Origin of the sequence: Cellulomonas humilata (assembly GCF_013359775.1) — a bacterium.
Classification (GTDB): Bacteria; Actinomycetota; Actinomycetes; order Actinomycetales; family Cellulomonadaceae; genus Cellulomonas; species Cellulomonas humilata.
Genome location: NZ_JABMCI010000070.1, coordinates 78,933 through 98,528, shown reverse-complemented (window position 1 = coordinate 98,528; position 19,596 = coordinate 78,933). Strand labels below are relative to the sequence as shown.

General features: G+C 71.6%; 17 protein-coding genes. 6 read left to right on the top strand and 11 right to left on the bottom strand.

Going from position 1 to position 19,596, the window contains the following annotated elements; translation table 11 throughout:
• Positions 1 to 60: 60 nt before the first annotated feature.
• Positions 61 to 1,440, bottom strand: a complete 1,380-nt coding sequence (gene dnaB, locus HP550_RS17490) for a replicative DNA helicase (RefSeq protein ID WP_175348960.1) — start codon at positions 1,438 to 1,440, stop codon at positions 61 to 63.
• Positions 1,441 to 1,765: 325 nt separating this feature from the next.
• On the opposite strand from dnaB, the gene HP550_RS17485 reads away from it, so the two are divergent.
• On the top strand, positions 1,766 to 3,109 hold the full coding sequence (locus HP550_RS17485; RefSeq protein WP_246280989.1) for an MATE family efflux transporter: 1,344 nt from the start codon (positions 1,766 to 1,768) through the stop codon (positions 3,107 to 3,109).
• 57 nt (positions 3,110 to 3,166) lie between these two features.
• Here the strand turns inward: HP550_RS17485 and rplI are convergent, their stop codons facing one another.
• The 5 genes from rplI to HP550_RS17460 form a co-directional block, all read right to left on the bottom strand.
• Complete coding sequence (rplI, locus tag HP550_RS17480; RefSeq protein WP_175348959.1) at positions 3,167 to 3,616, bottom strand: 50S ribosomal protein L9; 450 nt, start codon at positions 3,614 to 3,616, stop codon at positions 3,167 to 3,169.
• A 14-nt stretch (positions 3,617 to 3,630) separates the two neighbouring features.
• Positions 3,631 to 3,867, bottom strand: a complete 237-nt coding sequence (gene rpsR / locus HP550_RS17475) for a 30S ribosomal protein S18 (protein WP_056018476.1) — start codon at positions 3,865 to 3,867, stop codon at positions 3,631 to 3,633.
• A 77-nt stretch (positions 3,868 to 3,944) separates the two neighbouring features.
• A complete protein-coding gene (locus tag HP550_RS17470; protein WP_175348958.1) occupies positions 3,945 to 4,487 on the bottom strand; it encodes a single-stranded DNA-binding protein in 543 nt (180 codons plus the stop codon).
• A gap of 73 nt (positions 4,488 to 4,560) precedes the next feature.
• Positions 4,561 to 4,854, bottom strand: coding sequence for a 30S ribosomal protein S6 (gene rpsF / locus HP550_RS17465; protein WP_034611334.1), 294 nt, complete (start codon positions 4,852 to 4,854; stop codon positions 4,561 to 4,563).
• A gap of 211 nt (positions 4,855 to 5,065) precedes the next feature.
• Positions 5,066 to 7,444: a transglycosylase domain-containing protein gene (locus HP550_RS17460; protein ID WP_175348957.1), complete on the bottom strand. Its 2,379-nt coding sequence runs from the start codon at positions 7,442 to 7,444 to the stop codon at positions 5,066 to 5,068.
• Positions 7,445 to 7,742: 298 nt separating this feature from the next.
• Between HP550_RS17460 and HP550_RS17455 the strand changes: the two genes are divergently transcribed.
• Both HP550_RS17455 and HP550_RS17450 read left to right on the top strand, forming a co-directional pair.
• Entirely contained in the window at positions 7,743 to 8,393 is a 651-nt protein-coding gene (locus HP550_RS17455; RefSeq protein WP_175348956.1) for a helix-turn-helix transcriptional regulator, read from the top strand.
• On the top strand, positions 8,390 to 9,481 hold the full coding sequence (locus HP550_RS17450) for an inositol-3-phosphate synthase (RefSeq protein WP_175348955.1): 1,092 nt from the start codon (positions 8,390 to 8,392) through the stop codon (positions 9,479 to 9,481). Before HP550_RS17455 ends, HP550_RS17450 begins: the two co-directional genes overlap by 4 nt.
• 152 nt (positions 9,482 to 9,633) lie before the next feature.
• On the opposite strand, the gene HP550_RS17445 is transcribed toward HP550_RS17450, so the two are convergent.
• The 4 genes from HP550_RS17445 to HP550_RS17430 all read right to left on the bottom strand — a co-directional run bounded on the left by HP550_RS17445 (position 9,634) and on the right by HP550_RS17430 (position 13,803).
• On the bottom strand, positions 9,634 to 11,148 hold the full coding sequence (locus HP550_RS17445; RefSeq protein ID WP_175348954.1) for a hypothetical protein: 1,515 nt from the start codon (positions 11,146 to 11,148) through the stop codon (positions 9,634 to 9,636).
• On the bottom strand, positions 11,138 to 11,671 hold the full coding sequence (locus HP550_RS17440; protein ID WP_343048245.1) for a sigma-70 family RNA polymerase sigma factor: 534 nt from the start codon (positions 11,669 to 11,671) through the stop codon (positions 11,138 to 11,140). The genes HP550_RS17445 and HP550_RS17440 overlap by 11 nt, the downstream gene beginning before the upstream one ends.
• A 124-nt stretch (positions 11,672 to 11,795) precedes the next feature.
• The gene (locus tag HP550_RS17435; protein WP_175348952.1) at positions 11,796 to 13,259 is read right to left on the bottom strand and encodes a hypothetical protein; all 1,464 of its coding nucleotides are present in this window, start codon (positions 13,257 to 13,259) and stop codon (positions 11,796 to 11,798) included.
• On the bottom strand, positions 13,249 to 13,803 hold the full coding sequence (locus tag HP550_RS17430) for an RNA polymerase sigma factor (RefSeq protein WP_175348951.1): 555 nt from the start codon (positions 13,801 to 13,803) through the stop codon (positions 13,249 to 13,251). Before HP550_RS17430 ends, HP550_RS17435 begins: the two co-directional genes overlap by 11 nt.
• A 194-nt stretch (positions 13,804 to 13,997) precedes the next feature.
• On the opposite strand from HP550_RS17430, the gene HP550_RS17425 reads away from it, so the two are divergent.
• From HP550_RS17425 to HP550_RS17415, 3 genes are all read left to right on the top strand, one after another.
• Entirely contained in the window at positions 13,998 to 14,984 is a 987-nt protein-coding gene (locus HP550_RS17425) for a type IV toxin-antitoxin system AbiEi family antitoxin domain-containing protein (RefSeq protein WP_175348950.1), read from the top strand.
• Positions 14,985 to 15,065: 81 nt separating this feature from the next.
• The gene (locus tag HP550_RS17420) at positions 15,066 to 16,376 is read left to right on the top strand and encodes an MFS transporter (protein ID WP_175348949.1); all 1,311 of its coding nucleotides are present in this window, start codon (positions 15,066 to 15,068) and stop codon (positions 16,374 to 16,376) included.
• Positions 16,373 to 18,061: a SpoIIE family protein phosphatase gene (locus HP550_RS17415; RefSeq protein WP_343048244.1), complete on the top strand. Its 1,689-nt coding sequence runs from the start codon at positions 16,373 to 16,375 to the stop codon at positions 18,059 to 18,061. Before HP550_RS17420 ends, HP550_RS17415 begins: the two co-directional genes overlap by 4 nt.
• Here HP550_RS17415 and HP550_RS17410 read toward each other — a convergent pair.
• Complete coding sequence (locus tag HP550_RS17410; protein WP_425484461.1) at positions 18,036 to 19,544, bottom strand: CCA tRNA nucleotidyltransferase; 1,509 nt, start codon at positions 19,542 to 19,544, stop codon at positions 18,036 to 18,038. The two genes, HP550_RS17415 and HP550_RS17410, sit on opposite strands and share 26 nt — an antisense overlap.
• Positions 19,545 to 19,596: the final 52 nt, after the last annotated feature.

Genomic DNA, 19,596 nt, shown 5'->3' with positions numbered 1-19,596 from the left:
TACAAACTATCTTGCATCTCGACACTTCAAACTATCTTGCATCTCGACAACAGCGGGCGGTCAGGACTGCATGTCCACGAAGCGCGAGTAGTGCCCCTGGAACGCGACGACGAGCGTGTCCGTCGGGCCGTTTCGGTGCTTGGCCACGATCAGGTCGGCCTCCCCGGCGCGGGGCGACTCCTTCTCGTACGCGTCCTCGCGGTGCAGCAGGATCACGATGTCGGCGTCCTGCTCGATGGACCCCGACTCACGCAGGTCGCTCATCTGCGGGCGCTTGTCGGTGCGCTGCTCGGCGCCACGATTGAGCTGCGAGATGGCGATGACCGGGACCTCGAGCTCCTTGGCCAGCAGCTTGAGCGCTCGGGAGAACTCCGAGACCTCCTGCTGGCGGGACTCGACGCGCTTGCCGGAGGACATCAGCTGGAGGTAGTCGATGACCACGAGCTTGAGGTCGTGCTTCTGCTTCAGGCGCCGGCACTTGGCGCGGATCTCCATGAGCGACATGTTGGGGGAGTCGTCGATGAACAGTGGCGCCTCCGAGATCTTGCCCATGGTCGCGGCGATCTTGGCCCAGTCGTCCTCGCCCATCTGACCGTTGCGCAGCTTCTGCAGGTGCACGCGCGCCTCGGCCGCGAGCAGACGCATGGTGATCTCGTTGCGGCTCATCTCGAGCGAGAAGACGACGGACGTCATCCCGTGCTTGATCGACGCCGACCGGACGATATCGATGCCCATGGTCGACTTGCCGATGGCCGGACGGGCGGCCAGCACGATCATCTGCCCGGGGTGCAGCCCGTTGGTCAGTCGGTCCAGGTCCGAGAAGCCCGTCGGCACGCCGATCATGCCCTCGCCGCGGTGGCCCGCCGCCTCGATCTCGTCGACCGCGCCGCCGATGATGTCGCCCAGGATCATGTAGTCCTCGGACGACCGGCGCTCGGTGACCGCGTAGACCTCGGCCTGCGCGTTGTTCACGATCTCGTCGACGTCGCCGCCGTCGGTGCCGTAGCCGAGCTGCACGATGCGGGTGCCGGCCTCGACCAGCTTGCGGAGCACCGACCGCTCGCGCACGATCCGCGCGTAGTAACCGGCGTTCGCGGCGGTGGGGACCGACGAGATGAGGGTGTGCAGGTAGGGAGCGCCACCGATGCGCTGGATCTCCCCGCGCTTGGTCAGCTCGTCCGCCACCGTGATGGCGTCGGCCGGCTCGCCGCGGCCGTACAGGTCGATGATCGCGTCGTACACGACCTCGTGCGCCGGGCGGTAGAAGTCGGTGCCGCGGATCTGCTCGACGACGTCGGCGATCGCGTCCTTCGAGATCATCATGCCGCCGAGCACCGAGCGCTCGGCGTCGAGGTCCTGCGGAGGGGTCCGGTCGTAGCCGCCGCCACCGCCGCGGTGGGTGCCCGACGGCGCGCCGTACTCGAGCTCCTCGATCGTCACCCTGATCCCCATCGTCGTCGTCGAACACATGTTCCATGGGGGGTCTGACATTCCACGCCCTGGCAGGTCCCGCACACGCGACGTTAGGGGTCCTGAGCAGCACCGCCAAACCGGCGCGCGCGCCTGTGGGCGACACGTCGCGGACCTGTGGGGCGGCACCGGCGCGCCTGTGGAGGACGGCTCGCCTACTGTGAGTCGCGCTGTGGATCGTGTCCGATTTTGTCCACAGCCCGTGGACAGGGGTGTGGACGACCGAATCGATCGGTACGCAAATCGGCCTCTCACCCGCACAAACGTTGTGCACGTGCTGTGGACGCGAGAAAGGTTGGCCGAGATTTCACCTGTCGGACACCGACCCCAAGGCCTGGACGGTCAGATACTCGCACTCGCCGTCCCGGCGCTCGGCGCCCTGGTCGCCGAGCCGCTGTTCGTGCTCGTCGACTCCGCCGTCGTCGGCCACCTGGGCACCGCCCCGCTCGCCGGTCTGGCCCTGGCGTCCACCGTCCTGATGACCGTCATCGGGCTGTGCGTGTTCCTCGCCTACGCCACGACGGCGGCCGTCGCGCGGCGCCTCGGGGCCGGTGACCGTGGCGGCGCCCTGCAGGTCGGGGTCGACGGGATGTGGTTGGCGCTCGGCCTCGGGGTGGTGCTCGCGGCGGCCACCTGGTGGAGTGCTCCGTGGCTGGTGGAGGCGCTCGGGGCGTCCGGCGAGGTGGCCCAGCAGGCCGTCATCTACCTGCGCTGGTCGTCGCCGGGCCTGCCGGGGATGCTCCTGGTCCTCGCCTCGACGGGCGCCCTGCGCGGGCTGCTCGACACCCGTACGCCGCTCGTCGTGGCCGCCGTCGGCGCGGTCGTCAACGCCGCGCTCAACGTGCTGCTCGTCTACGGCGTCGGCATGGGGATCGCGGGGTCCGGGCTCGGCACCGCGCTCACGCAGCTGGGCATGGCCGCCGCGCTCGTCGTGGTCGTGGTGCGGGGAGCGCGCGGCTCGGGTGCACAGCTGAGGCCGGCGGCGGGCGGGATCTGGGCCAACGCGCGCGCCGGCACGCCTCTGTTCGTCCGAACCCTGTCGCTGCGGCTCGCCATCCTGCTCACCGTGTGGGTGGCCACCGGGCTCGGCGCGGTCGAGCTGGCCGGGCACCAGGTGGTGAACGCGGTGTGGGGGCTCGCGGCGTTCGCGCTCGACGCCCTCGCCATCGCCGCGCAGGCCCTCGTCGGCCACGCCCTGGGCGCCGCGGACATCCCGCACGTGCGCGCGGTCCTGCGGCGGACGCTCCAGTGGGGCGTCGGAGGAGGGGCCGCCCTGGGCGTCGTCGTCGGTGGGCTGTCCTGGTTCTACGTCCCGCTCTTCACGTCCGACGACGACGTCCGCCGCACCGCCGTCGCCGCCCTCGTGGTCGCCGCGGTGACCATGCCGATGGCCGGCTGGGTGTTCGTGCTGGACGGAGTGCTCATCGGCGCCGGCGACGGGCGGTTCCTCGCCTGGGCCGGCATGGCCACGCTCGTCGTCTACGTGCCGTTCGCCCTGGCGGTCCGGCAGTCCGCTCCACCCGGGGCGGCCGGCCTGGCGTGGCTGTGGGCGGCGTTCGCGGGCATCTTCATGCTGGCCCGCGCGGTGACCACCGGATGGCGAGCCCGCGGCACAGCCTGGATGATCACCGGCGCCTGACGCAGAAGCGCCCCGCTCCCCAACCGGGGAACGGGGCGCTTCTCAGGAGTGCTCAGCTCAGGCTGCGACGACCTTCACGGTCACCGTGGCGGACACGTCTGCGTGCAGACGGACCGACACCTGGTACTCGCCGAGGGCCTTGATCGGCTGACCGATCTCGACCTTCCGCTTGTCGATCTGCGGAGCGCCGGACTTCTTGACCGCCTCGGCGATCTCGGCGGTCGTGACGGCACCGAACAGACGGCCCGACTCGCCCGCCTTGGCCGTGACGACGACCGGCTTGCTCTGGAGCGAGTCGCGGATCGCCTTGGCGTCGTCGAGCGTCGCGATCTCGCGGGCCTTGCGGGCCTTGCGGATCGCGGTGACGTCCTTCTCGGCGCCCTTGGTCCAGGCGGTCGCCAGGTTGCGCGGGACGAGGAAGTTCCGGGCGTACCCGTCCTTCACCTCGACCACGTCACCGGGCTCACCGAGACCGGTGACCTCGTGGGTCAGGATGATCTTCGCCATGATGGTCCCCTTTCTCAGCGCGCCGACGACGAGTACGGCAGAAGTGCCATCTCGCGGGCGTTCTTGACAGCGCGCGCGATCGCGCGCTGCTCCTGCGTGGACACACCGGTCACCCGGCGAGCGCGGATCTTCCCGCGGTCGGAGATGAACTTGCGCAGCAGCGCAGTGTCCTTGTAGTCGACGACATCGATCTTCGCCGCCTTGAGCGGGTTCAACTTCTTCTTGGGCTTGCGAACCACGGGCTTGGCCATCGTGGTGCTCCTTGTCTGCTGGAGCCCTGGGCGTTGCCGTGCCCAGGGATGGGGAATGTCTGAGTGTCAGGCGCCGATCAGAACGGGGGCTCGTCGGAGTAGCCGGCACCGCCAGCACCACCCGCGGGCGTCGCCCACGGGTCGTCCTGCTGGGTACCGCCACCGCCGCCGGAGCCACCGAATCCGCCGCCACCGCCGCCGTTGTTGAAGCCGCCGCCGCCCCCGCCGCCGAAGCCACCGCCGCCGCCACCCGAACGCTGGGTCCGGGTGACCTTGGCTGTGGCGTAGCGCAGGGACGGGCCGACCTCGTCGACCTGGAGCTCGTACACGGTGCGCTTCTCGCCCTCGCGGGTCTCGTACGAGCGCTGCACGAGCCGACCGGTCACGATGACGCGGGTGCCCTTGGTGAGTGACTCGGCGACCGACTCGGCCGCCTCCCGCCAGATCGAGCAGCGGAGGAACAGCGTGTCGCCGTCCTTCCACTCGTTGCTCTGGCGGTCGAACGTACGGGGGGTGGACGCGACGGTGAAGTTCGCGACAGCGGCCCCCGAGGGGGTGAAGCGCAGCTCGGGATCCCCGGTCAGGTTCCCGATCACCGTGATGACGGTCTCACCGCTCATGCCCAGCTCCTCGTTCGTTCGATCAGTCGGAAGATGTGGAGCCGCACGTTACGGGCGGCCACCCACAAGAAGATCAGGCGTCGGCGCGCAGGACCTTGGTCCGCAGGACGACCTCGTTGAGGCCGAGCTGGCGGTCGAGCTCCTTGGCGGTCGCGGGCGTCGCGTGGAAGTCGATGACGGCGTAGATGCCCTCGGACTTCTTCTGGATGTCGTAGGCAAGCCGACGACGGCCCCAGATGTCGACCTTGTCGACAGTGCCACCGTCGGTCTTGACGACCGTCAGGTACTTGTCGAGCGACGGAGCAACGGTGCGCTCCTCGATCTCGGGGTCCAGGATGATCATGAGTTCGTACTGACGCAGGCTCATACCCACCTCCTCTGGTCTCAGCGGCCACGGTCGATCCGTGGCAGGAGGGTGTGTGCGTCGCTGCGCGGAGCGATCCGTCCATGACGACGGTCCCCTCCGGGCACAGCAATCTCCAAGGCTACCCGGCTCAGGGCCACGGCCGAAATCGGCTGTGGACGAGCAGGGGCCCGGAAGCTCCGGCGAGGGGCGGACGGCCGCCCCTCGCCGAGGATCAGGGGGCTGCCGCGGTTTCGGTCGGGGTCGGCTGCGGTGGCGGCTGCTGCGTCGGTTGGGCCTTCGGCCCGCTGGAGACGACGAGGGTGACCGGGCTCCCCGAGGCGAGCATGGTGCCGCCCTTCGGATCGGCCCGGATGACCCGGCCGGCGGTCACGGTGTCGGAGGGCTCCGAGATGACGTTGGCTGCCAGGCCGGCGTTCACCACCGTCGCGGTGGCGTCGGCCTCCAGCTTGCCCTCGAGCCCGGACGGCACGGCCACCTCGGCCGGGGCCTCCTCCGTGGGCTCCTCCGTCGGCGTCGCCGTCTCGGTGGGTGCCGCGCTGGCCGTTGCCGTGGGCTTGGCGCCCACGTTGGCCCGGGGCGGGAAGTCGACGACGGTCGCGTACTGCGGCTGCGCGAACACGTCCGTCATGTACGACTGCCACAGGAACGCGGGCCAGGTGCCGCCGGTGACGAACTTGACCGAGCCGATCTGCTCGATCGACTCCTGCGACTTGCCGTCCTCGCCGATCTGGCTGAGCGACACCTCGGTGACCACGTTCGGGGTGAAGCCGACGAACCACGCTGCCTTGTTGTCGTTCGTCGTGCCGGTCTTGCCGGCGATCGGGCGGTCGAGCGGCTTGACCCAGGTCTTGCCCGACCCCCGCTCCACCACCTGCGTCATGGCGTACGTCGCGTCGGCGACCACGTCCTGCGCGAAGACCCGCTCGGTGGGGGCCTTGTGCTCGAACGCGACCGAGTCGTCGGAGTTGATGACGGTGCGGACGATGTACGGGTCGACCCGGGTGCCGCCCGAGGCGATGGTGGCGTAGGCCCCGACCATGTCGATCGGCTTGAGGGTCTGGGTGCCGAGCACGTTGGCGGGGTTGGTGTCGACCGGCGCAGGCACGCCCGCACGCTCGGCCACCTCCGCCGTCTTCTCCGGCCCGACCTGGAGGTTGAGCTGGGCGTAGACCGTGTTCACGGACTGCGCGGTCGCCTCGACCAGGTCGATGTTGCCGAACTGCGCCTTGCTGAAGTTGGGGACCGTCCAGTCACCGAACTCCTGTGGCGACCGGCCGCTGAACCGCGTGTTCAGGCCGACGCCCTGCTCCAGCCCGGCGATGAGCGTGAACGGCTTGAACGTCGACCCGGGCTGCACGTTGTCGAACGTGACGGTGTTCCGCTGGTCCGCGAGGAAGTCCGGACCGCCGTAGAGGGCGACGATGGCGCCGTCCTTGGGGTCGACCGAGCTGAGGGACACGCGGGTCCGAGGGTTCGGGATCCCGCCATCCATGCCCGGCAGCGTGCCGGCCATGAACTGCTTCGCCTTGTCCTCGGCGGAGGCCTGGAGCGGCTGCTGGATGGTGGTGACGACCTTGAGGCCGAGACGGTAGATCTCGTCGTCCGTGAAGGCCAGGGGCTCGAGCTTGAGCTCGTCGAGGACCATCTCCAGCAGGTAGCCGTTCGTGCCGCCCATCGAGTCGGCGCGCTGGTACACGGCGGTCGGCGGGAACACCATCGGTGCCCGCTCGGCCGCGGTGAGCCAGCCCTCCTCCTCCATGGAGTCGAGCACGATGTTCCAGCGCGCCTCGGCCTTCTCGGGGCTCTTGGCCGGGTCCCAGTTGTTCGGCGACGGGATGATGCCGGCCAGCAGGGCCGCCTGCTCGCGGGTCAGCGCGGCGGCGTCGACGTTGAAGTACGCCTGGGCGGCAGCCTGGATGCCGTAGGAGTCGCGGCCGAAGTAGATCGTGTTGAGGTACCGCTCCATGATCTCGGACTTCGACTCGTGCCTGGCGATCTTCATCGCCAGGAGCGTCTCCTTGAACTTGCCGACGTAGTCCGTCGTCGTCTTGTCGACGTAGTACCGCTCGACGTACTGCTGCGTCAGCGTCGAGCCGCCCTGGGTCGCGCCACCCTGCAGGTTGTTCAGGAGCGCGCGGCCCATGCCGGTGATCGAGATGCCGCTGTTGTTGGTGAAGAACGTCTTGTCCTCGGCCGCGGCGACGGACTGGCCGACGTACTCGGGGAGCGTGGGGTAGTCGACGATCTGTCGCTTCTGCGCGGCGAACGTCCCCATGACGGCGCCGGGCGAGCCGTCGGGGTTGTTCGCGTAGTAGACGGTGGTCGTCTCCGCGCGGGTGTCGTCGGCCGGGTCCGGGATCTTCGTGTACGCGTACGCACCGACGACCGCGCCGGCGCCGAGGAAGCCCACCGCGAGGATGGTGCCGAGCACGAACCGCCACGACGGCAGCCAGCGGTGCAGGCCGTGGAAGCCCGACCGCGGGTAGTCGAAGAACCGACGCTTGGGGGCGCTGCTGCGCGACGAGGTCGCCGTGCCGCGGGGCGCGGTGCGCTTGCCCCGGGCGGGTGCCCTCCGATTCGTGCCTGCCAACGCACTGCCTTCCGTCCGACGACTGGGGATGGGCGCGGCCGCCCAGATCCGGGCAGCCGTCAGCCGCGTTGCTCAGTATGGGGGACCTTCCTGTCGGGATCGCGAGGCGGACGGCCCGGATCGGGCGAGCCTTCACACGATCGGCACGGCACCGACGAACCGCCGCCGCAGAGGCGCGCCGAGACGTGAGCCGGGTCACGCGGCGGGGCGGACTTGCTCGGATCCTCGTTCTCGACATACTCTCCAGATGTATCGAGTTGATACATCGACTCACCAACATCCCGAGGAGGTGCCACCCGTGCGCGGTCGTTCCGACGTGCTCGAGCCGGCGATCCTCGGGCTGCTGCACGAGTCCCCGATGCACGGTTACGAGCTGCGCAAGCGGCTCAACCTCGTGCTCGGGTCGTTCCGCGCCCTGTCGTACGGCTCCCTGTACCCCTGCCTCAAGTCGCTCGTCGACCGAGGATGGATCCAGGGCATCGAGTCGCTGGCGACCCCCCACGGCGTGGCGTCCAAGCGTGCACGGATCGTCTACCAGCTGACGGCCGACGGCAAGGAGCACCTCCAGCAGGTGCTCGCGTCGTCGGGACCGGCCGCGTGGGAGGACGAGAACTTCGACGTCCGGTTCGCCTTCTTCGGGCAGACCGACGCCGAGACCCGTCTCCGGATCCTCGAGGGTCGGCGTTCGCGCCTGACAGAACGCCTCGAGACGGTCCGCCAGTCCTTCGCCCGCACTCGCGAGCGCATGGACGAGTACACCCTCGAGCTCCAGCGGCACGGCCTCGAACAGGTCGAGCGTGAAGTCCGCTGGCTCGACGGGTTGATCGACAACGAGCGCGGCGTGCGCCGCACCCGTCCCGCAGGCACCGGCCGACCGGTCGTTGCTGACACACCCGTGGAGGACGACGACGTCGCCCCCGCGCGAACCACCGAGAAGGAGCGAGGATGACCTCCATCCGCGTCGCCATCGTCGGCGTCGGCAACTGCGCCGCGTCGCTCGTCCAGGGCGTGCACTACTACGCCGACGCCGACCCGAGCGGCACCGTGCCCGGCCTGATGCACGTGCAGTTCGGCGACTACCACGTCCGCGACATCGAGTTCGTCGCCGCGTTCGACGTGGACGCGAAGAAGGTCGGCTTCGACCTGTCCGAGGCCATCGGCGCCTCGGAGAACAACACCATCAAGATCGCCGACGTCCCGCCGCTCGGCGTGCCGGTGCAGCGTGGTGTCACCAACGACGGCCTCGGCAAGTACTACCGCGAGACCATCACCGAGTCCGACGCCGAGCCGGTCGACATCGTCGCCGCCCTGCGCGAGGCCCGTGCCGACGTCCTCGTCTGCTACCTGCCCGTCGGGTCCGAGATCGCCGCGAAGTACTACGCCCAGTGCGCGATCGACGCCGGTGTCGCCTTCGTCAACGCCCTGCCCGTCTTCATCGCGTCCGACCCGGTGTGGGCCGCGAAGTTCGAGGCCGCCGGTGTCGCGATCGTCGGCGACGACATCAAGTCGCAGGTCGGCGCCACCATCACGCACCGCGTCCTCGCCCGTCTCTTCGAGGACCGCGGCGTCGTGCTGGACCGCACGTACCAGCTGAACGTCGGCGGCAACATGGACTTCAAGAACATGCTCGAGCGCGACCGCCTGGAGTCCAAGAAGCTGTCCAAGACGCAGGCCGTCACCTCCAACCTGAGCGGCCCGCTCGGCGGCAAGAAGTCGGACCGCAACGTCCACATCGGCCCGTCGGACTACGTCGCCTGGCTCGACGACCGCAAGTGGGCGTACGTCCGCCTCGAGGGTCGCGCGTTCGGCGAGGTGCCCCTGAACCTCGAGTACAAGCTCGAGGTCTGGGACTCGCCCAACTCGGCCGGCATCATCATCGACGCCGTCCGCGCCGCGAAGATCGCCAAGGACCGCGGCATCGGCGGCCCGATCCTGTCGGCGTCGACGTACTTCATGAAGTCCCCGCCCGTGCAGACCGAGGACACCGAGGGTCGCCAGCAGGTCGAGGCCTTCATCCGCGGCGAGCGCGAGCGCTGACCGGAGTGCAGCTGAGGGTGGGGGCGCGCCAGCGCACCCGCCCTTAGCGGAACGCAGGTCGGCGCGAGCAACAAGCACAGCGCGCTCCCTGTGAGCTGAACCGACGAAGGCGCGCATCCCTGGCGGGGTGCGCGCCTTCGTCGTTCCCGGGGTCAGCCGCCCGATGCGCCGGCCACCCACCAGGTCAGGTCGTCGCCGAGCCACCGAGCGACGCCGTCCTGCGGCCGGCCGGGCGAGCTGAGCTCGGTGGTGCTGCCGGACAGGGTGTCGATCGCCACGACGGAGCCGGCGACCGGCCCGTCGGCGCTCGGCGGGAGGCCCGCCCACCCGCGCGTGTCGACGTAGATGACATCTCCCCGCACCCGCGTCCGCGCGGTGGACATGTCTGCCGGGACGCCCGGGAGCGACGAGAGCCCGTCGGCGGTCCACATCGTGAGCCCGATGCTCGCCGCTCCCACGTCGAGGGTCGTGTCCGCCGTCACCGGGACCGACGCGAACACCACGACCCCGTCCCTGACGTAGGAGCCCGCACCCGGGAACGCCGGGATCGGCTCGCCGGCGACGAAGCTGTGCACCAGCGTGACCGTGGAGTCGCCCGTGTCGACGCGGTACAGCGCGGGTGCGTTGTCGAGCAGGCGGGTGCCTCCCGTAGTCGTGCGGCACGCGGCCAGCACGCCCGTCCGGTCGAGCCAGCTGACGAGGTCGCACTCCGCAGCCGGGCGACCCAGCGAGATGTGCTGCTGCGTCCCGTCGGCGACGCTCGTGATCGCCACGCCCTCCGCGTCGAGGATCGCGAAGCGCTCGGCACCGGGGTCGAGGCTCAGGTGGTACCTCCAGTCGGCGTCGCTCGCCAGGAGGCGCGGCTGCGCACCCGGAGCCACCGCGTAGATCTCCTCGCCCGGGTTCGGGTCCTCGTCGATGTTCTCGTCGTAGTCCTTGTTCTCGCTCCACAGCTCGGTGCCGTCCGGGAGCACCGCGAGGAACTCGCCGGTCGGGTTGAAGTCCGGCCCGTCGAGGGTCACGGTGCCCGTGCGGAGGTCGAGCCAGCCTGTGCTCGTCGCGGGCGTGAGGGTCATCAGGAGTCTCTCGTCCTCCGTCCACTGCCGGACCCGCGCACGAGGAGCGCCCGCATCCCAGTAGAGGATGTCCACCGTCGGATCGACAGGCAGCGTGACCACCGCGTAGTGCGCACCGTCCGGCGACACGAGGTGCAGCACCTGGTCGTCGGCCTGCTCCACGTCGTCGCGGTCGGTCGGCACGTACCGCGGGCGGTAGGACGCCAGCATCCAGCCGGGTCCGGTCTGCTCCAGGAGGTCGGGCGGCGCGACGAACGCGGACGGCACCCCGGCGACGGCCGGGGCGAGCGTCGGCGCGGTCGTCGGCTCGGGGGCCGGAGTTGCCGATGGCGTCGGTGTCGGCGTCGCGGTCACCGACGGAGTGGGGTCGTGCGCGGGCGGCGGGGGTGACAGCCGGTCGAGCCCGAACCAGGCCGCGGTGCCGACGACGCCGGCGGCAGCAACGGCGGCGACGGACTCGACGGAGTGCCGCTCGACGCGGCGACGGCGCACGATCCGGCGCAGGCCGGCGGCGCGCAGCTCGTCCATCGGCCCGTCGGTCGACAGCTCGTCGACGGCTCGGGCCAGCAGGGTTCCCAGCTCAGAGCTCATGGCGCACCTCCCTCGAGTCGACCAGGCGCACGGCCGCGTGCTCCTGGTGGGTCGTCGTCGTGCCCAGCGCGGCATCGAGCTTGGCGGTGCCGTCGGACGTGTAGCGCTTGACCGCGCCCTCGCTCAGCCCGAGCGCAGCGGCGGTGTCCCGCACCGAGAGGTCCTCGACCTGGCGGAGCACCACGCACGCCCGCTCGCGGGGGGCCAGCTGCTGGAGTGCCCGCACCACGTCCGCCCCGAGCCCGCGCTCCTCGACGACGGCCTCACCGACAGGTCGGCTGCCCAGCCTGGTCAGCGCCGCCCGCTCGCGGTTCCGCCGCCGCGACTCGTCGATGGAGCGGGTCACGATGGTCCGGCGCACGTACTGCTCGGCCTGCCCGATGCTCGCGAAGCGCGCTCGTCCGGAGAACGTCGCGACGAGCGCCTCCTGCACCAGGTCCTGCGCGTCGTGCCGCGACCCGACGAGCAGCATCGCGTGGCCCACCAAGCGGGGGTACCGCTCGCGCACGAGCTGCTCGAGCACCCCGTCCCAACCCGGACTCACAACGCCTCCCGATCGTGCCCCGACGCCGACCGTCGGCAGTCACCAAGAAGAACGCTGGGGCCGTCCCGGCTGGTTGGGGTGCATCTTCCTCGCCGGGAACGGATCAGCGGCCCACCACCCACGACTCGACCCCGGTGAACCACCCGGTCGCGCCCGAGGCCGACGGCTCCGGGGCCAGGACGGTCCACGAACCTCTGGTGGCGTCGAACGACCGCAGTGTCACCGCCGACGGGTAGCCGCTGCACCCTCCTGCAACCGTGCTGACGACCAGCGGCTCTCCCGAGGCGAGCGAGAACCCGGTCGCTCCGGGTGCCACGTGCATGGGCGTGGCCGCCTGGCCGGACCACAAGTAGAGGTCGTCGGCGCACGCACCGGGCTCGCCCAGGTCCCCCCGGTGCCCCGGGAACGCCAGCACCCCCGATGCCGCCCAGCCGCCCTGCCACGTCATCGGCCGCGGGTCGGAGGATCCGAGCGGGGCGAGGAGGGTGGCGGTGGCGTCTGTCGGCCCCACGTCGATGCGGTAGTAGGCGGCATGCGCGGCGGCAGGGTCACCGATGCCGGCGGTGCGGTAGCCGGCGTCGGCGCAGATCGCCAGGAGCGCGCCGGGCTCGAGCCACCCCACGACGGCGCACACCTGTCCGGGGACGTCGTACGAGAGCTCGAGACGCCCGCCGTCGACGACGTCGAGCAGGGCGAACGGCTCGGGCTCGTCGGTGGCCCCACCCGGCACGTTCGACACCAGCCAGCGCCCCGTCGGGTCGAGCAGCCACTGGAACCCGATACCGCCGACACGCTCCGGGTCGGCACCCTCCTTCACCCGGAACAGGTCCGACGTGTAGGCGTCGCTGCTCGTCACCACGGTCCAGAGCTCCGCACCGTCCGCCGCCGACCCCACCCAGTAGTTGGAGTAGACCCCGGTCACCTGGAGCCCGAGGGTCGTGGGCGTGAGTGCACCGGTCTCGAGGTCGAGCGCCACCCGCGCCTCGTCCGTCGGGACGTCGCTCCCCACTCTGGTCACCACCGCCGTGGTCGACCCCGCCTCCCAGCGCAGCAGTCGGATCTGCAGGTCGAGCGGCAGGTCCAGCACGCGGTACAGGTCGCCCTCGGGTGAGGCGAGCACGACGGTGTGCGCGACGGGGGGCGAGTCCGGGTCCGGCGAGTCGTCCGGCACCGACCGGTAGATGGCGAGCACCCAGCCCGGGGTCGTCCGCGTGAGCAGCCCGGGCGGCATCGGCCGCGTCGGGGGGAGGCCCAGGATCTCGTCGGGGACCACGGTCGGCGTCGTGGGCGACGCGCTCGGCGCCGGTGCGGTCGCCGACACCGACGGCGTCGGCGTCACGGCCGGCACCGGCTCGTCGACCGCGCGAAGCCCGAACCACGAGGCCACCGCCACGGCCGCGACCACCGCGAGACCGCCCACGGCCTGCGACGAATGACGCACCGTTCGGCGACGCCGCACGGACCGGACCGAGCGCGCCAGCGCGCCGGTCGACGGCCGCAGGTCGGCGATCGACTGCTCCCGCGCGCCCAGGTTCTCCGCCATGACGTCCCTCAGGTCACGCTCCACGGCGCACCTCCTCGGTCTGCACGAGCACCACCGGGTCACGGTCGTCGGGGCTCGTCGTGCCCAACGCCGCGTTGAGGGCGGCGACGCCGTCCGAGACGTACCGCTTCACCGCGCCCTCGCTCAGGCCGAGCAGGGCGGCGGTCTCGCGCACGGACAGGTCCTCGAGGTGGCGCAGCACGACGCACGCCCTGACTCGCGGGCTCAGCGCCAGGAGTGCGACCTCGAGGTTCGTCGACAACCCCTGCTCAGCGAGGTCGGCCGTCGACGGTTGAGGTCGGGCGACAGCCCGTTCGGCCGCGGACCGCTCCCGGCCGCTGCGCCGGGCACGGTCGACGAACCGCGACACGATCGCGCGACGGACGTACTGCTCGGCCTGCGCGGCGGACTCGAACCGGGCACGCGCGCTGAACGTCGCGACGAGCGCCTCCTGCACCAGGTCCTCGGCGTCCGACCGCGACGGGACCAGCAGCATCGCGCGTGCCACCAGCCGCGGGTAGCGCTCACGCGCCACCTGCTCGAGCAGCGGCTCCCAACGCCGGGCCATCGGACCCCTTCCTGTCGCATGGCGATCATCGCCAGTCACCTAGAACGTCTCGGCACCCGGTTCGGTTGGGGTGAGCGTCGGGCACGGGGGGATCGCGAGGACTTGGTGGCGCGTGGCAGGACGAACTCCTCGGGATGATCGCCGCCTGTGGAGGGCCGACCCGGCGGGCGAGGGTGGTGCGGCACGCTGCGTGGATGATCCACGGCACGGGCACGTCTGGTGCGCGGCTGCCTGGGCGCATCGATCCCGTGGCCGCCGCGGTGGCCGCGCGGCAGGACGACGTGGTGACGACCGCGCAGCTGCAGGCCTGGGGCGTGCAGAGATCCCTCGTGGCGCGCCGAGTGAGCAGCGGTGAGTGGCAGCGGGTGTTCCGGGGTGTCGTCGTTCTGCACTCCGGGCCGGTGACCTGGCGCCAGCGTGCACGCGGCGCCCTGCTCTGCGCGGGCAATGAGGCTGCGCTCTCGCACCGGTCCGCCGCGTTCGTGCACGGCCTCGTGCCTCGCCCCGGGGCCGACCTGGTGGTGAGCGTCCCGGGTGGTCGCACCGTCAGCGCTCGGCCCGGGCTGGTGGTCCACCGCCGGAACGTCATGCCGTTCGCGGGCGGAGCGCTGCGCGTCGTCGGCACAGAACCGACCGTGCTCGATCTGCTCGACGGGCTCGAGTCCGACGACGAGGTCGTCGGGCTCCTGTGCGACGCCATCCGTCAGGGCGTCGTCCCAGGTCGACTCCTGCTGCACGCCCGACAGCGTCCGAGGGTGCGGCACCGCGCCCTGCTTCTCGAGCTCCTCGATGAGCCGGGCCGCGGCATCGAGTCACCGCTGGAGCACCGCTACGCGCGCGACGTCGAGGCGCGGCACGGGCTCCCGCGGGCGCAGGCCCAGGTGTCCGATCGGGTCGATGGGCGGTGGATCCGGGCGGACCGTGTGCACAAGGGTCTCGGAGTCCGGATCGAGCTCGACGGCCAGCTCGCCCATCCGTTCGGTCGGACCGACGACGACACGTGGCGGGACAACGCGGTGCTCATCGCACTCGGGGACGTCACCCTGCGGTACCGGTGGCGACACGTGGTCGCCGACCCGTGCGCCACCGCCGTCCAGGTGGTCGCTGCCCTGAGATCTCGCGGCTGGACGGGCCTCGCGCGCCCCTGTGCGGACACCTGCCCCGTCCGGCCCACATCGTGAGGACTTGGTTCTGCCACAGGGAACGAACTCCTCGCAATGTGTCCGGACAAGCCGTGCGGAGCCGGGTGGGAGGATGACTCGGTGCAGGTGATCGCCGACCTCAAGGCCCTGTGGCCCCTGAAGGACTTCCGCAAGCTGTTCGCCGTCCGGCTCGTGAGCCAGACGGCCGACGGCATGTTCCAGGTCGGGCTGGCCACCCTGTTCTTCTTCTCCCCGGAGAACGCCAGCACCGCGGCCGGCGTCGCGACCGCGTTCGCGGTGCTCCTGCTCCCGTTCACGATCGTCGGTCCGTGGGCGGGCGTCCTGCTCGACCGGTGGCGCCGCCGTCAGGTGCTGTTCGTCGGCAACCTGGTGCGGGTCGCGATCACCGTGGTCATCGCGCTGATCATGGTGACCGACGGGGTGGGGCCGGCGGTGTACGTGCTCGCGCTGGTCAACCTGTCCATCAACCGGTTCCTGCTCTCGGCGCTGAGCGCGTCGCTGCCCCGCACGGTCGACGGTCCGCTGCTGCTCACGGCCAACTCGCTCACCCCGACCCTCGGCGCGGCGGCGGCGGGTGTCGGCGCCGGGATCGGCTTCGTGCTCGGCCTGGTGCTCCCCGCGGGGCACACCCGCGACGGGGCCGCACTGTTCCTCGCGGCCGCAGTCATGGCGACCGCCGCCGCGCTGGCCACGCGGTTGGGCAAGGACCGGCTGGGTCCCGACGAGCGCGCCGACGCCCGCCAGATGAAGGCAGCCCTGAGCAGCCTCGCCCACGGGCTGGTGGCCGGGGCGCGGCACCTGATCCAGCGGCGGACCCCCGCGCGGGCGCTCGGGATCATGGCCGCGCACCGGTTCCTGTACGGCGTCACGTTCATCGCCAGCATCCTCATCGCCCGCAACCTGCTGTCCGACCCCGCGGACGCGGACCAAGGGCTGCGGACGTTCGGGCTGGTGCTCGGGGCGTCGGCGGCGGGGTTCGTGCTCGCCGTGGTGCTCACCCCCGTGCTGTCGCCGCGCACCGGGCCGCACGTGTGGATCGTGCTCTGCCTGAGCCTCGCGGCAGTCAGCCAGCTGCTGCTCGTCGCCTCGGCGTCGCGGGTCGCGGTGCTGGTCGCCGCCGGTGCGCTCGGCCTGGCCGCCCAGGGCGCCAAGATCGCGGTCGACACGATCGTCCAGCGCGACACCGACGACGCCTTCCGCGGCCGGGCGTTCGCGCTCTACGACGTCCTCTACAACGCCGCGTTCGTGGGCGCGGCGGCCCTGGGCGCGGTCACGCTGCCCGACACGGGGTACTCCCGGGGGCTGTTCCTCGTGCTCGCCGTCGCGTACGCCGGGTTCGCCGCGCTCTACGGATCGGCCTCCCGAGGGGTACCCGCACGGCCGGTCGCCGAGGCACGATTGGTGTCGTGAGCAGCGAGGACAGGGTGGTCGAGCCTGAGGATGACATGCCGCTGAACGCCGTGCTCGCCAGCGACCTCGCGCTGTCGATCTCGGACGCGCTGCGGCCGGACGACCCCCTGGTCTGGGTGAACAGCGCGTTCAGCCGACTCACCGGCTACCCGGCGGACGAGGTGCTCGGGCGCAACTGCCGGTTCCTGCAGGGCGCCGACACCGACCCGATCGCCGTGGGACGCATCCGGACCGCGATGGACGACGGGCGAGCGGTCGCGACCGTCATCCGCAACTACCGGCGCGACGGAACGGCGTTCTGGAACCAGGTGGTGATCAGCCCGGTCGCCGATGAGACCGGACGCGTGACGCACCACGTGGGAATCCAGGTCGACGTCACCGAGCGCGTGGCTGCCGACCAGGTGCGAGACCTCGAGCTCGACCTCGTCGACGAGACGGCGGCACGGCTCGACCTGCTCGCCCACATCAGCGACGAGCTGGCCAAGAACCTCGACTACGACGCGGCGGTCGACGCCCTCGGTGACATCGCGATCCCCGCGCTGGCGAACTGGGGATTCGTCGCCATCACCGACGACCGCGGTCGGTTCTCCCGGGTCCACCTCGTCGCCGGCGACCTGCACGACCGCGAGACCGTCCGGGCCTTGGCCAACCAGGACATCGGCTGGCTCACGCGCGCCCCCAAGATCGCCGAGGCGATGACCAGCAGCCCCGGGTTCGTCGCGACCCCCTACGCCATCGACACCGCGGCGCTGCCCGGGCGGACCACGCCCGAGCAGCTGGTGCTGCTGCGTCGGCTGGGCCTCGGTCAGGCGATGGTTGTCCCGCTGCGCGCTCGCGACCGCGTGCTCGGTGTGCTCACCCTGGTGGCGGTCGACGGGTTCGGTGCGGACGCCGTGGTGACGGCCGCGCACCTGGGACGCCGGGCCGGGCTGGCGCTCGACAACGTCCGGCTGTTCCTCGCCGAGCGCACCGCCGTGCTGACCCTGCAGCACAGCCTCCTGCCGGAGATCCCCGAGATCCCCGGGCTGGACATCGCTGCCGCGTACATCCCGTCCGGTCGCCGGGCCGAGGTGGGTGGCGACTGGTTCGACGTGCTCCCGCTGCCCGACGGCGCCATCGGCCTCGCGGTCGGCGACGTCGTCGGCCACGACCTGCGCGCGGCGGCGGCGATGGGCCAGCTGCGGTCGCTGCTGCGGTCGTACGCGTGGGAGGGGTCGTCACCCGGCGAGGTCCTGTCCAGGGCCGACGAGCTGGTGCGTGGCCTCGACATCGCCGACATCTCCACGTGCGCGTACCTGCGGTGGCGGCCGAACGGTGAGGACGCCCACGTCACCTACGCACGAGCGGGGCACCCGCCGCCGCTGCTGCGCCTCGCGGGCGGCGAGGTCCGCTCGCTCGACGGCGGCTTGTCCACGCCGATCGGCCTCGCCGGTCCGGGCGGAGCCGAGGCCACGATCGACGTGCCCGCGAGCGCGACGCTCGTCCTGTACACCGACGGTCTGGTCGAGCGGCGCGACCGTGGCCTGCGGGAGGGGATCGCCCTGCTCACCGCGGAGCTCTCGGCGCTCCCCGACGACGCCGACGCCACGACCGTGAAGAACCGCCTGGTCGACCGGTTCGTCGGCCCCTACCAGGAGGACGACGTGTGCGTGCTGGTGGTCAGGCGCGTGCCGCCCACCAGCTGAGCAGCTCGTCCCGCGCAGCGTCCGCACCGAGCGGCCCGCGCTCCATCCGCAGCTCGAGCAGGTACTTGTAGGCCTCGCCCACCTCGCGACCCGGCGTCAGCCCGAGGATCTCCATGATCTGCGTGCCGTCGAGGTCGGGGCGGATGGCGCCCAGCTCCTCCTGCTCGCGCAGCTGCGCGATCCGGGCCTCGAGGTCGTCGTACGCCGCGGACAGCCGGGCCGCCTTGCGCAGGTTCCGCGTGGTGCAGTCGGAGCGGGTCAGGCGGTGCAGCCGCTCCAGCAGCGGGCCGGCGTCCGTCACGTAGCGGCGCACCGCCGAGTCGGTCCAGCTGCCCTCGCCGTACCCGTGGAAGCGCAGGTGCAGCTCGGTCAGCCGCGCGACCGCCTGGACGGTGGCCTTGTCGAACCGCAGCTCCTTGAGCCGCCTGGCGACGAGCTTGGCGCCGACCATCTCGTGGTGGTGGAAGCTGACGCCGCCGCCGTCCTCGAGCCGCTTGGTCTTCGGCTTGCCGATGTCGTGCAGCAGCGCCGCCAGCCGGAGCACCAGGTCGGGTCCGGGCACCGCACCGTCCGGGCCGGTCTCCAGGGCGATCGCCTTGTCGAGCACCATCAGCGAGTGCTCGTAGACGTCCTTGTGCCGGTGGTGCTCGTCGATCTCCAGGCGCAGCGCGGGCAGCTCGGGCAGGACGTGGTCCGCCAGGCCGGTGTCGACCAGCACCTCGAGGCCCGCCCGGGGCTGCGCCGCGACCAGCAGCTTGCTCAGCTCGTCACGCACCCGCTCGGCGGAGACGATCGCGATCCGGTCGGCCATGTCGACGATCGCCTCGCGGGCCGCGGGGGCGACGGCGAACCCGAGCTGGGCGGCGAACCGGGCGGCCCGCATCATCCGCAGCGGGTCGTCGTCGAACGACTGCCGCGGGTCCACCGGGGTGCGCAGCACGCCCGCGGCGAGGTCGGTGAGGCCGGCGAACGGGTCGACGAACGTCAGCTCCGGCACGCGGACCGCCATCGAGTTGACCGTGAAGTCGCGGCGGGACAGGTCGCCCTCGAGCGAGTCCCCGAACGCCACCTGCGGCTTGCGCGACGCCGGGTCGTACTCGTCCGTGCGGTACGTGGTGACCTCGACGACGACGTCCTGCGCCAGCGACGAGCGCCGCCCGGAGAACCGGCGGGCCCCGATGGTGCCGAACTCCTTGCCGATGTCCCAGTGGGCGTCGCCCCAGCGCGCGAGGATCGACTCGGTCTGGTCCGGCGTCGCGGACGTCGCGAAGTCGAGGTCCGCCGACACCCGGCCGAGGAACGCGTCCCGCACGGGTCCGCCGACCAGCGCAAGCTCGTGGCCGGCCGCGCGGAACAGCTCGCCCAGCTCGAGCGCGTCGGCGGGCAGGCCCGCGAGCACGCCCAGCGCACGCTTCTGCAGCGCCACGAGGGCGGCACTCAGGTCGGGGGACTCGGGATCGAGGGGCTGATCGAGGGACGGCACTCGTCCAAGCCTGCCAGATGCGCGAAGCCCGTCGGGGCAGGAGTGCACCGCC

Bases quoted from the DNA above. Each gene is read 5' to 3' on its own strand.
- rplI (WP_175348959.1), bottom strand. From the start codon at position 3,616: ATGGCGAAGATCATCCTGACCCACGAGGTCACCGGTCTCGGTGAGCCC.
- rpsR (WP_056018476.1), bottom strand. From the start codon at position 3,867: ATGGCCAAGCCCGTGGTTCGCAAGCCCAAGAAGAAGTTGAACCCGCTC.
- HP550_RS17470 (WP_175348958.1), bottom strand. From the start codon at position 4,487: ATGAGCGGTGAGACCGTCATCACGGTGATCGGGAACCTGACCGGGGAT.
- rpsF (WP_034611334.1), bottom strand. From the start codon at position 4,854: ATGAGCCTGCGTCAGTACGAACTCATGATCATCCTGGACCCCGAGATC.
- HP550_RS17450 (WP_175348955.1), top strand. From the start codon at position 8,390: ATGACCTCCATCCGCGTCGCCATCGTCGGCGTCGGCAACTGCGCCGCG.
- HP550_RS17445 (WP_175348954.1), bottom strand. From the start codon at position 11,148: ATGAGCTCTGAGCTGGGAACCCTGCTGGCCCGAGCCGTCGACGAGCTG.
- HP550_RS17430 (WP_175348951.1), bottom strand. From the start codon at position 13,803: ATGGCCCGGCGTTGGGAGCCGCTGCTCGAGCAGGTGGCGCGTGAGCGC.
- HP550_RS17425 (WP_175348950.1), top strand. From the start codon at position 13,998: ATGATCCACGGCACGGGCACGTCTGGTGCGCGGCTGCCTGGGCGCATC.